This window comes from Martelella lutilitoris (genome assembly GCF_005924265.1).
In the GTDB taxonomy this organism is placed as follows: Bacteria; Pseudomonadota; Alphaproteobacteria; order Rhizobiales; family Rhizobiaceae; genus Martelella; species Martelella lutilitoris.
In genome coordinates this window covers 82,877-99,261 of sequence record NZ_VCLB01000005.1, presented here as the reverse complement: position 1 = coordinate 99,261, position 16,385 = coordinate 82,877, and the positions used below count along the sequence as shown (strand labels likewise).

General features: G+C 63.8%; 19 protein-coding genes. 15 read left to right on the top strand and 4 right to left on the bottom strand.

The features are described 5' to 3' along the window. Window positions 1-301: 301 nt before the first annotated feature. From FF124_RS09675 to FF124_RS09665, 3 genes are read left to right on the top strand one after another with little or no spacing between them, the layout of a single operon-like run. On the top strand, window positions 302-877 hold the full coding sequence (locus FF124_RS09675; protein ID WP_425462523.1) for an invasion associated locus B family protein: 576 nt from the start codon (window positions 302-304) through the stop codon (window positions 875-877). 57 nt (window positions 878-934) lie between these two features. After that, a complete protein-coding gene (tldD, locus tag FF124_RS09670) occupies window positions 935-2,353 on the top strand; it encodes a metalloprotease TldD (protein WP_138748296.1) in 1,419 nt (472 codons plus the stop codon). A gap of 36 nt (window positions 2,354-2,389) precedes the next feature. Beyond that, the gene (locus FF124_RS09665) at window positions 2,390-2,917 is read left to right on the top strand and encodes a GNAT family N-acetyltransferase (protein WP_138748295.1); all 528 of its coding nucleotides are present in this window, start codon (window positions 2,390-2,392) and stop codon (window positions 2,915-2,917) included. A 7-nt stretch (window positions 2,918-2,924) separates the two neighbouring features. Here the strand turns inward: FF124_RS09665 and FF124_RS09660 are convergent, their stop codons facing one another. Next, window positions 2,925-3,398, bottom strand: coding sequence for a heme-degrading domain-containing protein (locus FF124_RS09660; RefSeq protein ID WP_138748294.1), 474 nt, complete (start codon window positions 3,396-3,398; stop codon window positions 2,925-2,927). A gap of 39 nt (window positions 3,399-3,437) precedes the next feature. After that, window positions 3,438-4,058, bottom strand: coding sequence for a pyridoxamine 5'-phosphate oxidase (gene pdxH / locus FF124_RS09655; protein ID WP_138748293.1), 621 nt, complete (start codon window positions 4,056-4,058; stop codon window positions 3,438-3,440). Window positions 4,059-4,316: 258 nt separating this feature from the next. Between pdxH and fabI the strand changes: the two genes are divergently transcribed. The 4 genes from fabI to FF124_RS20900 all read left to right on the top strand — a co-directional run bounded on the left by fabI (window position 4,317) and on the right by FF124_RS20900 (window position 7,258). Continuing rightward, a complete protein-coding gene (gene fabI / locus FF124_RS09650) occupies window positions 4,317-5,135 on the top strand; it encodes an enoyl-ACP reductase FabI (RefSeq protein ID WP_138748292.1) in 819 nt (272 codons plus the stop codon). Window positions 5,136-5,319: 184 nt separating this feature from the next. Beyond that, window positions 5,320-5,913, top strand: a complete 594-nt coding sequence (locus tag FF124_RS09645; protein WP_138748291.1) for a histidine phosphatase family protein — start codon at window positions 5,320-5,322, stop codon at window positions 5,911-5,913. A 61-nt stretch (window positions 5,914-5,974) separates the two neighbouring features. Next, entirely contained in the window at window positions 5,975-7,072 is a 1,098-nt protein-coding gene (aroC, locus tag FF124_RS09640) for a chorismate synthase (protein ID WP_138748290.1), read from the top strand. A 60-nt stretch (window positions 7,073-7,132) separates the two neighbouring features. Further along, the gene (locus FF124_RS20900) at window positions 7,133-7,258 is read left to right on the top strand and encodes a hypothetical protein (protein WP_281285262.1); all 126 of its coding nucleotides are present in this window, start codon (window positions 7,133-7,135) and stop codon (window positions 7,256-7,258) included. Window positions 7,259-7,261: 3 nt separating this feature from the next. Here the strand turns inward: FF124_RS20900 and FF124_RS09635 are convergent, their stop codons facing one another. After that, window positions 7,262-8,455: a winged helix-turn-helix domain-containing protein gene (locus FF124_RS09635; RefSeq protein ID WP_138748289.1), complete on the bottom strand. Its 1,194-nt coding sequence runs from the start codon at window positions 8,453-8,455 to the stop codon at window positions 7,262-7,264. Between the two features lie 112 nt (window positions 8,456-8,567). Here FF124_RS09635 and FF124_RS09630 point away from each other — a divergent pair, with 112 nt between their 5' ends. From FF124_RS09630 to FF124_RS09620, 3 genes are read left to right on the top strand one after another with little or no spacing between them, the layout of a single operon-like run. Further along, window positions 8,568-9,245 carry an energy-coupling factor ABC transporter ATP-binding protein gene (locus FF124_RS09630; RefSeq protein ID WP_138748288.1) on the top strand — a complete coding sequence of 226 codons (678 nt, stop codon included), beginning with the start codon at window positions 8,568-8,570 and terminating at the stop codon, window positions 9,243-9,245. After that, window positions 9,245-9,868: an energy-coupling factor transporter transmembrane component T family protein gene (locus tag FF124_RS09625; RefSeq protein WP_138748287.1), complete on the top strand. Its 624-nt coding sequence runs from the start codon at window positions 9,245-9,247 to the stop codon at window positions 9,866-9,868. The genes FF124_RS09630 and FF124_RS09625 overlap by 1 nt, the downstream gene beginning before the upstream one ends. Beyond that, a complete protein-coding gene (locus tag FF124_RS09620; protein ID WP_138748286.1) occupies window positions 9,865-10,428 on the top strand; it encodes a biotin transporter BioY in 564 nt (187 codons plus the stop codon). Before FF124_RS09625 ends, FF124_RS09620 begins: the two co-directional genes overlap by 4 nt. Window positions 10,429-10,433: 5 nt before the next feature. Here the strand turns inward: FF124_RS09620 and FF124_RS09615 are convergent, their stop codons facing one another. After that, on the bottom strand, window positions 10,434-10,832 hold the full coding sequence (locus tag FF124_RS09615) for an acyl-CoA thioesterase (protein ID WP_138748285.1): 399 nt from the start codon (window positions 10,830-10,832) through the stop codon (window positions 10,434-10,436). Between the two features lie 274 nt (window positions 10,833-11,106). Here FF124_RS09615 and FF124_RS09610 point away from each other — a divergent pair, with 274 nt between their 5' ends. The 5 genes from FF124_RS09610 to FF124_RS09590 all read left to right on the top strand — a co-directional run bounded on the left by FF124_RS09610 (window position 11,107) and on the right by FF124_RS09590 (window position 16,381). Further along, window positions 11,107-11,361: an exodeoxyribonuclease VII small subunit gene (locus FF124_RS09610; protein ID WP_138748284.1), complete on the top strand. Its 255-nt coding sequence runs from the start codon at window positions 11,107-11,109 to the stop codon at window positions 11,359-11,361. Between the two features lie 39 nt (window positions 11,362-11,400). Next, the gene (locus FF124_RS09605) at window positions 11,401-12,330 is read left to right on the top strand and encodes a pirin family protein (RefSeq protein ID WP_138748283.1); all 930 of its coding nucleotides are present in this window, start codon (window positions 11,401-11,403) and stop codon (window positions 12,328-12,330) included. 63 nt (window positions 12,331-12,393) lie between these two features. Continuing rightward, on the top strand, window positions 12,394-14,313 hold the full coding sequence (gene dxs / locus FF124_RS09600; protein ID WP_138748282.1) for a 1-deoxy-D-xylulose-5-phosphate synthase: 1,920 nt from the start codon (window positions 12,394-12,396) through the stop codon (window positions 14,311-14,313). A gap of 45 nt (window positions 14,314-14,358) precedes the next feature. After that, on the top strand, window positions 14,359-15,138 hold the full coding sequence (locus FF124_RS09595; protein WP_138748281.1) for a TlyA family RNA methyltransferase: 780 nt from the start codon (window positions 14,359-14,361) through the stop codon (window positions 15,136-15,138). Continuing rightward, on the top strand, window positions 15,128-16,381 hold the full coding sequence (locus tag FF124_RS09590; protein WP_138748280.1) for a class I SAM-dependent RNA methyltransferase: 1,254 nt from the start codon (window positions 15,128-15,130) through the stop codon (window positions 16,379-16,381). Before FF124_RS09595 ends, FF124_RS09590 begins: the two co-directional genes overlap by 11 nt. Window positions 16,382-16,385: the final 4 nt, after the last annotated feature.

Sequence of the window (16,385 nt, the reverse complement as noted above, 5' to 3'; positions counted from 1 at the left end):
GAAGCGCATACTAGGCCATGATAACATCTGTTTTCGCTGACGCACGCCCCGCCTGCGTACAGTGGCGCGGCCGGTGTGCCTCTTTTTCTCCCTCAGTCACAATTATGCCATAGCATTTGCCGATTTGAAGCGTCAAATTGTCTCACGCAGGCGGAATAAATTCTATCGGTTTCGTTCCGGGTGTGACGCCATCCCGCGTGTCGCGCCGTTGAAAATTCTCCCGGAAAGCGGCAAAACCCTTTCAGAAGACAAAGCCTTATCGATTCATGCAGGAATCCGTGCCATGCCAACTTGTCCCGCAATCCGCCTGCCGCGCGCGTCCGGCGCAGCCGCATGGCTCGTGCTCGCGACCGCGCTGATCGCGCTTCCGGCCAACGGCGCGCGCGCCCAGGAGAATGCCGCCCCGCAGGCCGGCCAGAGCATAGATATCGGCGGCGAGCAGGACCCGACCATGGTGCGCGCGAATCACGGCGCCTGGTCGATGATCTGCGACCAGCCGCCCGGCTCGACGCTCGATCAATGCGCGCTGATGCAGAACGTGATTGCCGACGACCGGCCGGAGATCGGCCTCTCCATCGCGGTCCTGAAGACGGCCGACCGGCAGGCGACGCTTTTGAGGGTGCTCTCCCCGCTCGGCGTGTTCCTGCCCGAGGGCATGGGGCTTTTCGTCGACGGCGTGAATATCGGCAAGGCCGCATTTTCGCGCTGCTATCTCGACGGCTGCTATGTCGAGGTCGATATCGACGCGGACTTGATGAAGATCCTGCGCGCCGGCACCGAGGCCGTATTCACGCTGAATTTCTCCATCGACCAGGACACGATCGGCATTCCGGTCGATCTTTCCGGTTTCGGCGAAGGCTTTGACGCCCTGCCCTGATATTGCGCCCGCCACGTCCTATATGGAGGCGTGGACAAGAAAAAGGACGATAGCCAGATGACGGACCGCGACCTGATCAGCCATTTCGACGCAGACGAGAGCACGATCCGCGACATCGTTTCGGATACGCTTCATGGCGCGGACGATGGCGAGCTCTATGTCGAGTACAGCCAGAACGAATCACTGACCTTTGACGACGGCAGGCTGAAGAGCGGCTCTTTCAACACCGGCCACGGTTTCGGCCTCAGGGCGGTGGCCGGAGAGGCGAGCGGCTTTGCCCATGCGGGCGAATTGTCCCTCGGCGCGCTCAAGCGCGCCGCCGCGACCGCCAAGGCCGTCACCTCCGGCTATGCCGGCACCTATGCCGAACCGCCGCGCGGCACCAATACGAAGCTTTATTCGGACGAAAACCCGATCGGCGCGCCGAGCTTCGAGGAGAAGGTCAAGCTTCTCGGCGAGATCGATGCCTATCTGCGCGCGCGCGATCCGCGGGTGCGGCAGGTCTCGGCATCGCTTGCCGCAAGCCATCAGATCGTCGATATCCTGCGAGCGGACGGCTACCGCGTCGGCGATGTCCGGCCGATGACGCGGCTCAATATTTCCGTCGTCGTCGGCGAGGGCGACCGTCAGGAGACCGGCTCCTTCGGCATCGGCGGGCGCGAAGGCTTTACCGATCTCTTCGCCCGCCAGGACTGGCAGTCGGGCGCGGAAGAGGCGCTGCGCAAGGCCTTCGTCAATCTCGAGGCCATCGAGGCTCCGGCCGGGACCATGGATGTCGTGCTCGGCAATGGCTGGCCGGGCGTGATGATCCACGAGGCCGTCGGCCACGGGCTGGAAGGCGATTTCAACCGCAAGGGCCTTTCCGCCTTTTCCGGCCTTGTCGGCGAGATGGTCGCAGCGCCCGGCGTCACCATCGTCGATGACGGCACGATCGCCAGCCGGCGCGGCTCGATCTCGATCGACGACGAAGGCACGCCGTCGGGCTATAACGTGCTGATCGAGAACGGCCGGCTGACGGGCTATATGCAGGACCGCATGAACGCGCGGCTGATGGGCGTCGCGCCTACTGGCAACGGCCGCCGCCAGTCCTATTCGGACCTGCCGATGCCGCGCATGACCAACACCTATATGCTGGCCGGCGAGAAGACCAAGGACGAGATCATCTCCTCTGTGAAGAAGGGCATCTACGCCGTCACCTTCGGCGGCGGGCAGGTGGACATCACCTCCGGCCAGTTCGTCTTCTCCTGCACCGAGGCCTATATGATCGAAAACGGCAGGATCGGCGCGCCGATCAAGGGTGCGATGCTGATCGGCAACGGGCCGGACGCGATGAAGCGCGTTTCCATGGTCGGCAACGACCTTGCGCTCGACAATGGCATCGGCAATTGCGGCAAGGCCGGCCAGTGGGTGCCGGTCGGCGTCGGCCAGCCGCACCTGAGGCTGGATCAGGTCACCGTCGGCGGCACGCAGGCTTAGCGTTTTTTTTACCGCTGTTGGGCTTTGATGGGCGCCATGTATTGCGTACCCGAATCTTCAGCCATCGCCGCAGGCCAAACCGGACTTGTCATCCGTCCATTCACGGCGGACGACAATGCCCGGCTGACCGATATCTGGTATGCCGCCTCGCGCCTCTCGCACCCTTTCCTGCCCGACGACCTCCTTTTGCGCCAGCGTCGGGAAATCTCCGAGAAATACCTGCCGGAGACCGAGACCTGGGTCGCCGTCAGGAACGGTGACCCGGTCGGTTTCATCGGCCTGATCGACCAGTTCATCGGCGGATTGTTCGTTTCTCCGGAGGTCCAGAGCCTCGGCATAGGCGGACAGCTGCTCGACCATGCGTTTGCTCTCAAGAGCAAGCTGGCGCTTGAAGTCTATGCCGCCAACACCCGTGCCGTCGCCTTTTACCGTCGCCACGGCTTTTGCGGCGTGCGCCGCCGCGAAACAGACGACAACGGCCTGCCGCATCCGCTGATCCTGATGCAGAAACCCTGCCCTACTGGACAAAGACGCTTCGGCGAACGGTCGAATCCGGCACGGTAGGAATGTCCTATTGTTGGTTGAGGTAGGCCTCGAGCACGGCGACAATCAGCCCGTGGTCGTCGGCGCTGGCAAGTCCGGATATGGTGATCGCGGCGAAGACGCCCGCCCCCTTGAGGCGCACCGGGAAACTGCCGCCATGATCGGCGAAATCCTTGATGTCGAGGCCGAGTTCCGGTCCGATCGTGCGGCCCTTGCGTCTGTGCTCCAGTTCAATCGCATAGGACGAGCGGTGGAAATGGAAGACGACGTTGGACTTGCGCCGCGCCCACATGTCGTTGTCCGGCGCGGAACCCGGCAGGGCGGCATGAAACAGGGTGCGGTTCGGCGTGCGGATATTGATCACCACCTTCGCCTCATGCGCCAGCGCCCGACCGACCAGCCGCTGGCCCAGATCCCAGGCGTCATCCTCGCTGAACGTCCGAAACACCAGCCGCTCTTCCTGCTCGGCGACTTGCTTTTCCAAATCTGCGATATCGTTCATTCTTTCCTCCCTTGCCGGAAATCCGGCCTTTCAGGGTTGTCAGGGATACATCCTGACCTTCTGCCAGCCGCCCTCGGGGTTCGCCCGGCGGAACTCGATCCGGTCGTGCAGGCGGAACTTGCCGTCGCGCCAGAATTCGATCGCGACCGGCTTTAGCCGGAAACCGGACCAGTAGGACGGCCGCGGCACCTCGCCGACGCCGTACTTGGCGGTATGCTGGGCGACCGCCTTTTCCAGCGCGAACCGGCTCTCAAGCGGGCGCGACTGTTTCGAGGCCCAGGCGCCGATCCGGCTGCCGCGCGGGCGCGACCGGAAATAGGCATCCGCCTCTTCTTCCGAAACGACCTCGACAGGACCGCGAATGCGCACCTGGCGGCGCAGCGACTTCCAGTGGAAACACATGGCCGCCTTCGGCTGGCCGAGAAGCTCCCGGCCCTTCTGGCTCTCGAAATTGGTGTAGAACACGAAACCGCGAATATCGTACTCCTTCATCAGCACCATGCGCACATTGGGCAGCCCATCCTCGTCCACCGTGGCGACGGCCGTGGCGGTCGGGTCATTTGGTTCGCTTGCCTCGGCATCCGTGAGCCAGGTGCCGAAAAGCGCGAAGGGATCGTTCTCGGCAGTGAAATCGTTGGGGGTCTCGTCCGTCTTGGACATGGCATAGTCTCCCGCATCGCGCCCGGCGGCGCGTTTCAATTCGGATCCCGCCCGAGACCGAACTGTTTTCATTGCCATCCCCCCACCCAAAAAGAGATTCCGGGCACCCGGCCAAAGGCCGGTCGGGGCATTTTTGCAAGGGCTTGGCAATAACCTTTTCGGAAGCTAAAGCGGGTTCAGCACGGTTCTGATTGCTTGAACCGTATTGCTGCCTATGCCATAGGCAGAAACGAAGAGAGTTGCAAGGAGCATCGACACATGGCTGAAGCTAACGGCCTCATGAAAGGCAAACGCGGCATTATACTCGGTGTTGCCAACAACCGATCGATCGCATGGGGCATTGCCAAAGCGTGTCATGAAGCCGGCGCCGAGATCGCGCTCACTTGGCAGGGCGACAACCTCAAGAAACGCGTCGAGCCGCTGGCCAAGGAGCTGAACGCCCTGATGGCCGGCCATTGCGACGTAACGGACCCCGCAAGCGTCGAGAATGTCTTCAAGACGCTCGAGCAGGAATGGGGCAAGATCGACTTTGTCGTCCACGCTATCGCCTTTTCCGACAAGGACGAGCTGACCGGCCGCTATATCGATACATCGCGCGAGAATTTCGCCAAATCCATGGATATTTCGGTCTATTCCTTCACCGCGATCGCGCGGCGGGCGGAACAGATCATGAATGAAGGCGGATCGATGATCACGCTGACCTATTACGGCGCCGAAAAGGTCATGCCGCATTACAACGTGATGGGCGTCGCCAAGGCCGCGCTGGAGGCGAGCGTGCGCTACATGGCGGTCGATCTCGGCGGTCGCGGCATCCGCGTCAACGCCATTTCCGCCGGCCCGATCAAGACGCTCGCCGGCTCCGCCATCGGCGATTTCCGCTACATTCTGAAGTGGAACGAGTACAATTCGCCGCTGAAGCGCAATGTCACCATCGACGAGGTCGGCAACACGGCGCTGTTCCTGCTCTCCGACCTTTCGACCTCGGTCACCGGCGAGGTTCTCCATGCCGACAGCGGTTATCACGTGGTCGGTATGAAGGCGGTCGACGCACCCGACATTTCAGTGGTCAAGGACTGAGTCCGAATGACGGCGCGGACCTTGCCCGCGCCGTTTTGCTTTGCGCTTTCTTCGCGACGGCGATAGATTTCGACAGCCGCAACCGTGGTTTCGCGGGTGAAGATTTTCCAAAACATGTGCAAAACCCTCCTAACCTTTTGAATTTTAGCATCATCCTTTAATGAAAATTGAACGGTAAGAAATTGTGTTGATCTACGCCATTCGTCACGGACAAACGGACTGGAATGCCGAATACCGTCTGCAGGGGCAGAAGGACATTCCGCTGAACGAGATCGGGCGCGGACAGGCCCGCGGCAACGGCGAGCGGCTGGGGGAAATACTGGGCGAGGAGGCCCGGCTTTACGATTTCGTTTCCAGTCCCCTTTTGCGCACGCGCGAGACGATGGAGCGGGCGCGCGCGGCCATGGGCCTGACGCCCGAACTCTACCGCACCGACGACCGGCTGAAGGAGCTCTCCTTCGGCGACTGGGAAGGCCGCACGCTGAAAGAGGTGGAAGGCTTCAGCCCGGCTCTCCTGCATGAACGCGAGAAGGACAAATGGGCCTTCGTGCCCCCCGGCGCGGATGCCGAAAGCTACGAAATCCTGTCCTGGCGCGTCGGCGCCTGGCTGAAGGATGTCGTCGGCCCCACCGTCTGCGTCTGCCATGGCGGCGTGATCCGCAGCTTCTTCCGCATTGTCGGCGGCGTTTCGACGGCCGAGGCCGCCGAGCTTCCGATCCCCCAGGATGCCGCCCTGCGCATCGATCCGGCGGCCGGAGCGATCGGCTGGATCGAGTAGGCTTCCCCTCACCCGGCAATTGCGATAGAGCGAAGCCGCGCAACGACGGCAGAGGTAAACCATGTCGCATAACACATTCGGACATCTTTTCCGCGTCACCACCTGGGGCGAAAGCCATGGCCCGGCGCTCGGCTGCGTCATCGATGGCTGCCCGCCCGGCATCGCTTTCGAGCTTGCGGAAATCCAGGCCTATCTCGACCGCCGCAAGCCCGGCCAGTCGCGCTTCGTCACCCAGCGGCGGGAGGCCGACCAGGTGAAGGTGCTGTCCGGCGTCCTGCCGCAGGAAGACGGGCGCACCTATGTGACCACGGGAACGCCGATTTCGCTGATGATCGAGAACACCGACCAGCGCTCCAAGGATTACGGCGAGATTGCCCGGCAGTACCGCCCCGGCCATGCCGACTACACCTATGACGTCAAATACGGCTTGCGCGACTATCGCGGCGGCGGCCGCTCCTCGGCGCGCGAGACGGCGGCCCGCGTCGCTGCCGGCGCGATCGCGCGCAAGGTGCTGCCGGATGTCACCTATCGCGGCGCGCTGATCCAGATCGGCAAGCACAGGATCAACCGCGACAACTGGGACTGGTCCGAGATCGACAACAATCCGTTCTTCTGCCCGGACGCCGAAATGGTGCCGGTCTGGGAACGCTATCTGGATGATATCCGCAAGGCGGGTTCCTCCGTCGGCGCGGTGATCGAGGTGATCGCCGAGAATGTTCCGGCCGGCCTCGGCGCGCCGATCTACGCCAAGCTCGACCAGGACATCGCCTCCGGCCTGATGTCGATCAACGCCGTCAAGGGCGTCGAGATCGGCGAGGGTTTCAATGCGGCCGACCTCACCGGCGAGGAAAACGCGGACGAGATGCGGATCGGCAATGACGGCCGGCCGCGCTTCCTGTCGAACCATGCCGGCGGCATTCTCGGCGGCATTTCGACCGGCGAGCCGATCGTCGCCCGCTTTGCCATCAAGCCAACCTCCTCGATCCTGACGCCGCGCCAGTCGATCGACCAGGACGGGCAGGACGTGGAGTTGCGCACCAAGGGCCGCCACGACCCCTGCGTCGGCATTCGCGCCGTGCCGATCGGCGAGGCCATGCTCGCCTGCACCATCGCCGACCACTATCTGCGCGACCGCGGCCAGACCGGTCGTCTGGACTGAGGCGACGCCCGGACCTACAATCAGCCAATGTGGGAAAGCGTGAAACCCAGGGAGGCTGATATGTCCGGTTCCGCTGCATCTCTTGCCCAGCTTGGCATCTTTTTCGCAGGTCTCGGCGTCTTGTTCGTCGGCTGCGCCGCATTCTGGGCAGTGGCCGTCTGGAAGGAAAAAGGCCCGAGGGCCTGACGGCTATCGGTCCCGCCATCCCGGCAGGTACTCCACCCGCTCCACGCCGGTAAACCGCGCAAGCCGCTGCAGTTCGGCATCAAGCTTTTCAAGCCGCCCGGCGGAGGGCCGCACGCCCGGCTCAAGCCAGAGCTTTCTGACATCGAGCGTGCCGCGCCTGCGATCCGCCTTCATGTCGATCCGCCCGATCAGGCGCGCGCCTTCCAGAAGCGGAAAGACGTAATAGCCATATTGGCGCTTCGGCTCGGGCACGAAAACCTCGATCCGGTATGAAAAACCGAACAGGCGCTCTGCCCGCGCCCGATCGCGCAACAGCGGGTCGAAGGGGCTCAGCGCGCGAACGCGTCCCGGCGGGTCGGGAACATCGGCAAGGTTCTCGACCTCTCCGGCCAGCGCAAAGGCGAGGCGCGGCTTGCCGTTCTCCACGGTTTCCAGCGCAACCTCCGCCAGTTGGTCGCGGTTTGCCTCCACCCAGTTTTTCGCCTCCAGCGGCGTGATGATATCGAAAAAGGCGGCGATCTCGCCTGAGGTGGCAAAGCCAAGCCGTTGAAGGGCGGCCCGGCAGGCCCAGTCGACGAAGGCGTCATGATCGACATCGACGAGACGGTGTTCGTCCGGGATCACCCGTTCGGCAAGATCATAGGCCTTCTGGAAATTGACCCGGTGGCAGATGGCGACGCGCCCTGTGCGCCAGTGATATTCAAGCGCAGTCTTGGCCGGATGCCAGTTCCACCAGCCGCCGGAGACGTGATCATCCTCCTTCAGGTCGCGGGAAAAGAGCGGTCCATTGTCCCTGACCGCCGCATAGGTCTCCTCGAAAACCGCCTCGAAGCCCTCGCCCTGCCATTTGCGCCAGCGCGCGACGAGCCGCTGCTGCTCGCGGGCGAAGCGGTGTTTCCAGTAGGGGTAGAAGCGGGTGGGAATGAGCGAGGCGTCATGGGTCCAGTGCTCGAACAGGTCGCGGTCCTTCTCCAGGAGCGCTGCCAGATGCTGCCGGCGGAAGGTCTGGTTGCGGGAAAACAGAATGAGATCATGGGCGCGCTCGACGGTGCGGATCGAATCGACCTGGACGAAGCCGATCTTCTCGATCAGCGCCAGAAGGCCCGCCTTGTCCATCGCCTGCCCCGGCGGGCCGGAAAGTCCCTGACGCGCGAGGAAGACGCGACGCGCATCCATGTTCGAAATCACCTTGGCCATGGACCAACGTTAATGCGATTCGGACAAAATAAGAACATCCGGACTTTCGAAACCGCGCGTTGATGCCTATAAGGAAGCGCCCGACAGTCTTTAGAGAAAACCGGGGACGCATGTGAAAATCGAATTTCTTGAAGCCGGGGTTACCTATGAGGGACGCGCGGCGCTTCACCCGCTGACATTGACGCTCACCGGGCGCCGCATCGGCATTATCGGCCTGAACGGCTCCGGCAAGACGACTTTCGCGCGGCTTATCAACGGGCTGACGAAGCCGACCACGGGGAAAGTGCGCGTCAACGGCCGCGACACGGTGGACGACCAGGCCGCCGTCACGGCCGATGCCGGCTATGTGTTCCAGTCGCCGCAAAACCAGATCATCCTGCCGATCCTGAAGGACGATATCGAGCTTGGCCTCAAGGCGCGCGGCGTGGCGAAGGCCGATCTTGCCCAGCGCGCGGAGGAAAGCCTCGCGCGGCTCGGCATCGCCCATCTTGCGGAGCGCCGCGCCCATGAGCTTTCCGGCGGAGAGTTGCAACTGGCGGCCCTTGCCGCCGTGCTCGCCACCCGGCCTTCACTGGTGATCCTCGACGAGCCGACCAACCAGCTCGACCTGAAGAACCGTCGTCGGGTGGCAGAAACAATCGACGCGCTCAATGAGGACGTGATCGCGATCTCGCACGATCTCGCCACGCTTTCGACCTTCGAACGCGTGTTGCTTTTTCATGAAGGCCGGCTGGTGAGTGACGGTCCCGCCGCTTCAGTCATTGCCGAATACGAGGCGATGAACCGCTGATGCAGTCGCTTTATGTCGAGGGCAACACGTTCCTGCACCGCCTGTCCCCGGGCCTCAAGCTCGGCGGCCTCGTGGTCTTTTCCATCGCCGTGTTTCTGTCGGACAGCCTCGTTTTCCTCGGCGTGCTGCTTGCCTTTGCCGCCGGGCTGTACTTCTCGCTGCCGATGCGACCCCGCCAGGCCTTCGCCCGGCTCGTTCCGATCGGGGCGGCAATCCTTCTTGTCGGCGGTTTCAACCTGATCTTCAGTCCCTGGCAGGTGGCGGCCGTCTCCGTCCTCAGGCTTTCGGCGCTGATGTTCCTGGCCGCCGCGATCACGGCAGCGACGCCGGTTCCGGCCTTCATCGACACGGTTACGCGCTTCGCCATGCCGCTCGAGCGCGCCGGCCTTCTCAAGGCGGCCGACATCGGCCTTGCGGTCGGGCTTGTCATCCGCTTCGTGCCGGATATCCTTCAACGCTATCACGCCATTCGCGACGCGCACCGGGCGCGGGGCATCCGCTTCAGGCCATCCGGCGCGATCGTCCCGCTGATCATCTTGACCTTGCGGGACGCCGACAGTATCGCCGATGCGATTGACGCCCGCGGCATTCGCGGCGGGCAGGAAAAAAGGAAGACGAAATGACCTCACGCGACCTGGTTCTGGTTTCGCTTTTCACGGCCATCATCGTGGCGCTCGGCATTCTTCCGCCGATCCCGCTCGCCTTCGTCCCGGTACCGATCACCGCGCAGACGCTCGGCGTCATGCTTGCCGGCCTCATTCTCGGGCGCAGGCGCGGCGCAGCTGCCGTGCTTCTCATGTTCGTGCTGGTCGCCATCGGCCTGCCGGTGCTTTCCGGCGGGCGCGGCGGACTGGGCGCCTTCGTCGGCCCCACGGCCGGCTTCCTCATCGGCTGGCTGCCGGGCGCCTATATCGCCGGCGGCCTTGCGGAAATGCACGCCGATACCAAGAGCGCTGTGCGCCAGACATTCGGCTTCTTCATTGCCGCGGCCATGGGCGGAATCGTGGTGGTCTATTTCTTCGGCGTCGCCTGGCTCGCCTTCGGGGTCGGTCTCGGCATATCGAAGGCCGTGGCGGGATCGGCAGCCTTCGTGCCCGGCGACGTGATCAAGGCCGTTCTTGCCGCCCTTGCCGCCCGCGCGGTGATGGTAGGCTACCCTCTGCTGCCGCGGCGATCTTCCTGAAGCGCTCAGTCGAGGAAGGAATAAAGCCAGTCCCGTGTCGCTTCGGGAAGCGGCGCGGGCTCGCCGCTGTCGCGATTGACGGCGCTCCACAGAAGCTCGACCTCGGCGGCGATCTCGTTTCCGGTCTGCACGGCGACATTGAAGCCGATCGACTTGCCGCCGATCTTGGCCGCCCTGACCGTCAGTTGCGCGAGTTCGCCATTGCGCAGGCCTCGGTAATAGGTGCAGCCGACCTTGCGCACCACATAGGCCGGCTCGTTCTCGACCTCGGGTCGAAAGCGCCAGAAATGCGCAAGCGCCTCTTCCGCGTGCTCGATATAGGCGGCCGTGTGCATGCGGCCGTGCATATCGATATCCCGGTAGGGAACGCGCAGTTCAATTCGCTCCGGATGCCTGTCGTCCATCGGACACCTTCCCGGCCGCCTGCCCTTCATGGGACTTGCGACGCGTTACGCAAAACCTCGGTCTTCAAAGCCCCCGCAACGCGGCACGGCTCATTCGTTCTATAGAACCTTTCCACATCAAATGAAACGATGCGGTCAGGGAATGGTTAGCGCCCGTCAGGCCAGACAGGAAAACCCTGCCTCTGCTTGCAATCGCGCCGCCTTGCATTACCTTGCCTGAACGGTCCCGTCGCGTTAAGTGCGGGCAATGATCGAAAATTCAAGAGGCAGGACTATGACCGATCCGGCAAAGCCGACCGCCGTTGGCGAACTTACCTTCGAGCGCGCCGTAGACGAGCTCGAGCGGATTGTTGCGCGGCTTGAACGCGGCGACGTGGCGCTGGATGAATCAATCGCAATCTATGCGCGCGGCGAAGAGTTGAAGAAGCACTGCGAAAGGCTTCTGAATGCCGCCGAGGCGCGCGTCGAGAAAATCAGGCTGGACCGCGAGGGAAAGCCCGCCGGAACCGAACCGCTTGATGAGGCCTGAGGCCGATTGACAGCGCCCGGCGCTGAGAAAGGTGCCGTAATGTCGTTTTTCCCCGGACAAGACCCCGAATTCGGCGACGCACAGTCGTGCAATGCCGTCTCGCAGTTGATCATCCCGCGCACCAGCGATATCGGCGGCTTCGAGGTGCGTCGCGCGCTGCCGACGATCAAGCGCAGACTCGTTGGGCCTTTCATCTTCTTTGACCGCATGGGCCCGGCACGTTTCGGCGGCAATGGCGAGGCGCTCGACGTCAAGCCGCATCCCCATATCGGGCTTTCGACCGTGACCTATCTCACCATGGGCGAAATCGGCCATCGCGACACACTCGGCAACCACACCGTCATCCGCCCCGGCGACGTCAACCTGATGACGGCGGGACGCGGCATCGTTCATTCAGAGCGCACGCCGGAGGATCTCAGGCTGCGCCCGCATGCGCTGTCCGGCGTCCAGACATGGCTCGCCCTGCCGGAGAACGACGAGGAGACCGACCCGACCTTCGGCCATACGGAAAAGAACGCGCTGCCAACGATCTCGGAGGCGGGCGTCAGCGGGCGCGTGGTGCTTGGCGATTTCTGCGGTCTGAAGGCTAATGTACGGACCTTCTCCGACACGCTGTTCGTCGATCTCGCGCTCAGGCCCGGCGCGCGGTTTTCCTTTCCCGCCGAGCATGAAGAGCGCGCGATCTATGTGCTGGAAGGCGAAGTGGAGATCGCCGGCGATCGGTTTGGCCCGGAGCAATTGCTGGTTCTGGCGCCCCTCGACACGATCACGATTTCGGGTTCGGGGGAACACGGATGCCGTCTCATGCTTTTTGGAGGAGCGGCTCTGGAAAAACCGCGGCATATCTGGTGGAATTTCGTCTCCTCTTCGAAGGAGCGTATCGAGCAGGCCAAGGAAGACTGGCGGCAGGGCCGATTCGGGCTTGTCCCCGGCGATGAAGCGGAATTTGTTCCTTTGCCCGGACGCTGAAATTCGCTAGAACCGATTTAGAAACAGGAAACGCGCGACCGTTTCGCGCATGAGGCTTACGACGTGACGCTACCGGCCAAAACCTCCATTCTCGACCGGATCAACCTGCCCGCAGACCTTCGCGACGTGGACGACCGCGACCTGCCGCAGCTTGCCGGCGAAGTGCGCGCGGAGATGATCGACGCGGTTTCGCGCACCGGCGGGCATCTGGGCGCGGGTCTCGGCGTCGTCGAGTTGACGATCGCGATCCACAAGGTTTTCAACACGCCGCATGACCGGGTGATCTTCGACGTCGGACACCAGTGCTATCCGCACAAGATCCTGACCGGACGGCGCGACCGGATGCGCACGCTGCGCCAGGAGAACGGACTTTCCGGCTTCACCCGTCGTGCCGAGAGCGAATACGACCCCTTCGGCGCCGGCCATTCCTCGACCTCGATTTCCGCTGGCCTCGGCATGGCAGTCGCCTCCAGGCTTCAGGACACGCCGCGCAACGTCATCTCCGTCATCGGCGACGGCGCGATGTCGGCCGGCATGGCCTTTGAGGCGCTGAACAATGCCGGCGCGCTTGGCGCCCGCCAGATCGTCATCCTCAACGACAATGACATGTCGATCGCGCCGCCGACGGGGGCGATGAGCGCCTATCTGGCGCGGCTTGCTTCCGGCAAGACCTATCTCGAGGTTCGCGACTTCGGCAAGCGGCTCACCTCCTATCTCGGAAAGTCGATCGACCGGGCGATCTCGCGCGCCGTCGGCCATGCGCGCGGCTTCGTCACCGGCGGCACCATGTTCGAGGAGCTCGGCTTCTATCATATCGGCCCGATCGACGGCCACTCCTTCGAGCACCTGCTGCCGGTGCTGCGCAACGCGCGCGACAATGCGCGCGGACCGGTGCTGATCCATGTCGTGACCCAGAAGGGCAAGGGCTATGCCCCGGCGGAGGCCGCCGCCGACAAGTGCCACGCCGTCAGCCGTTTCGACGTGGTGACCGGCACACAGGCGAAATCCAAGCCGAATGCGCCGAGCTATACATCCGTTTTTTCCAAGGCGCTGATCGAGGAAGCAAGGCAAGACGAGAATGTGGTGGCGATTACCGCAGCCATGCCGTCGGGCACCGGGCTCGACAAGTTCCAGGAGCTTTACCCAAGCCGGCTCTTCGATGTCGGCATCGCCGAACAGCATGCCGTCACCTTCGCCGCCGGGCTTGCCAGCGAGGGGATGAAGCCCTTCTGCGCGCTTTACTCCACCTTCCTGCAGCGCGGTTATGACCAGGTGGTCCACGATGTCGCGATCCAGGGCCTTCCGGTGCGGTTCCCGATCGACCGCGCCGGCTTTGTCGGGGCCGACGGGCCGACCCATGCGGGCTCGTTCGACACGACCTATCTCGCGACCCTGCCGGGCTTCGTGGTGATGGCGGCCGCCGACGAGGCAGAGCTGATGCATATGGTTCGCACCGCTGCCGACTACAGCGAGGGCCCGATCTCGTTCCGCTATCCGCGCGGCGAGGGCACGGGAATCGAGCTGCCCGAACGCGGCGAAATCCTTCAGATCGGCAAGGGCCGGATCATTTCCGAGGGGTCGAAGGTGGCGCTGCTTTCCTTCGGCACGCGCCTTGGCGAATGTCGCGAGGCGGCAACCGTGCTGAATGCGGCCGGGCTTTCGACAACCGTGGCCGACGCCCGCTTTGCCAAGCCGCTGGACTATGACCTCATCCGCCAGCTTGCCACCCAGCACGAGGTGCTGGTGACGATCGAGGAAGGCGCGGCCGGCGGCTTCGGCGCACATGTCATCCAGTTTATCGCCAATGAAGGCCTGCTCGACCACGGGCTCAGGGTGCGCCAGATGGTGCTCCCCGATATATGGATGGAACAGGCCAAACCCGAAGTGATGTATGCGAAGGCGGGTCTCGATCGCGACGGGATCGTCGATACGGTCTTCCGCGCGCTCGGCCGCTCCGGCATCTCGACCGGCACGACGGGGTGAGCGGCAAGGCTTGCGCTTGCCGACAAATGCGTTCATGGAGCGGATATGACCGATACCGCCCGGCGCCTCGACCAGCTTCTGGTCAGCCTCAACCATTTCGAAACCCGCTCGCGGGCGCGCGACGCCGTTCTGCGCGGCGCCGTCACGGTGAATGGCCGGATCGCGAAAAAGCCAGGCGAGACCGTGCCTGCCGGAAGCGCCATTGCAGTCGATGATCCCGCAGGCGCCTATGTCTCCCGCGCGGCGCTGAAGCTGATCGCCGCGCTCGACCATTTCCGCCTTTCGCCCGAGAGAGCCAATGCGCTTGACATCGGCGCATCGACCGGCGGCTTTACCCAGGTGCTGCTGGAACGCGGCGCGACCCATGTGACGGCTGTCGATGTCGGCCACGACCAGATGGCCGGGCGGCTTGCCGCAGATCCCCGCGTGACCAATCTCGAAGGCTTGAATGCGCGCCGGCTTGCGCGCGAAGACATCGGCAACAGGTCCATCGGCTTCGTCGTCTCGGACGTCTCCTTCATCTCGCTGAAGCTGGCCTTGCCGCCGGCGCTCGCCCTTGCCGAACCCGGCGCCGTCTGCGTGCTTCTGGTCAAGCCGCAGTTCGAGGCCGGCAAGGAGAATATCGGCAAGAAGGGCCTGTTGAAGGATCCCGCGCTCGGGCCAAAGATCGCCGAAGACCTGGAAGACTGGCTGGCGCGCGATCAGGGCTGGCAAAGCCTCGGCATCGCCCCCTCCCCGATCGAGGGCGGCGACGGAAACCACGAATATCTGCTTGCCGGGAAAAAGCCCGGCGCAACCGAAAGGCTGGACCGCCATGGCCGCTGAAACCTTTGAGATCGAACGGCTCGGGAGCCAGGGCGACGGCATTGCCGCCCATGCGCAAGGCCCGGTCTTCATCCCCTTCACACTGCCCGGCGAGAAAGTGAAGGTTGCGCGCGAGAAGTCGAAGGCGGTCATGCTGTCGCTGCTCGAAGCCGCGCCCGAGCGGATCGCGCCGGCCTGCCGCCATTTCGGGCCGGACGGGGAGAACGGCACCTGCGGCGGTTGCTCGCTGCAACATCTCGAACGCTCCGCCTATGACGCCTTCAAGCGGCGGGTGGTGATCGACGCGCTTTCCGCCCATGGCATCGACTGTCCGGTTGCGCCGCTGGTGACCTCCGGCCCCGGAGAGCGGCGCCGCGCGAGCTTTGCCGGGCGCCGCACGGAAAACGGCATCCTGCTCGGCTTCTCCAGCCCGGAAAGCCATCACATCGTCGCCATCGAGGAATGTCCCGTGCTTTCGCCGGCGCTTCTTGCCAGGCTTCCTGCACTGAAACTTCTGGCCGGCATTCTGGTCTCCACCAGCGACCCCTTCCGCGTCGCCGTCATGGAGACCGAGACCGGGCTCGACATCAGTTTTGCCGGCATCAAGGCGCCGTCGGAAAAACGCCGGCAGGCCGCCACCCGCGCAGTCATGACCGTCAAGGGTATCGACCGGCTCGCCATCGGCGACGAGATCATCGTCGAACCGGTGAAACCGGAACTGAACCTGTCGGGCACGCGCGTGTTTCCGCCGCCGGCAAGCTTTGCCCAGGCGACGCTCGGCGCCGAAGCGGCGATGACGGATCTGGTCGTCAGACATCTGAGGGGCAGCAAGCGGGTGGCCGACCTCTTTTCGGGCTTCGGCACCTTTGCTCTCAGGCTCGCGGCGAAATCGCGCGTCCACGCGGTGGAGTTCGACGGCCCGGCGCTGACAGCGCTCGATCATGCGGTGCGAAACCGGCAGGGCCTGAAACAGGTGACAACGGAGCGGCGCGACCTTTTCCGCCGTCCGCTTCTGCCGCGAGAGCTCGCGCCCTTCGACGGGGTCGTGTTCGACCCTCCCCGCGCCGGCGCGAAGGAACAGGCCGAGGAACTGGCGCGCTCGAACGTCGCCCGCATCGTCGCCGTATCCTGCAATCCGCAGACCCTTGGCCGCGACCTCTCGATCCTGGGAGACGGCGGCTACAGCATCGACACTGTGGTCCCGGTCGACCAGTTCTTCTGGAGCGCCCATGTCGAGGCGGTGGCCTGTCTCAGCCGGAAATAGCATA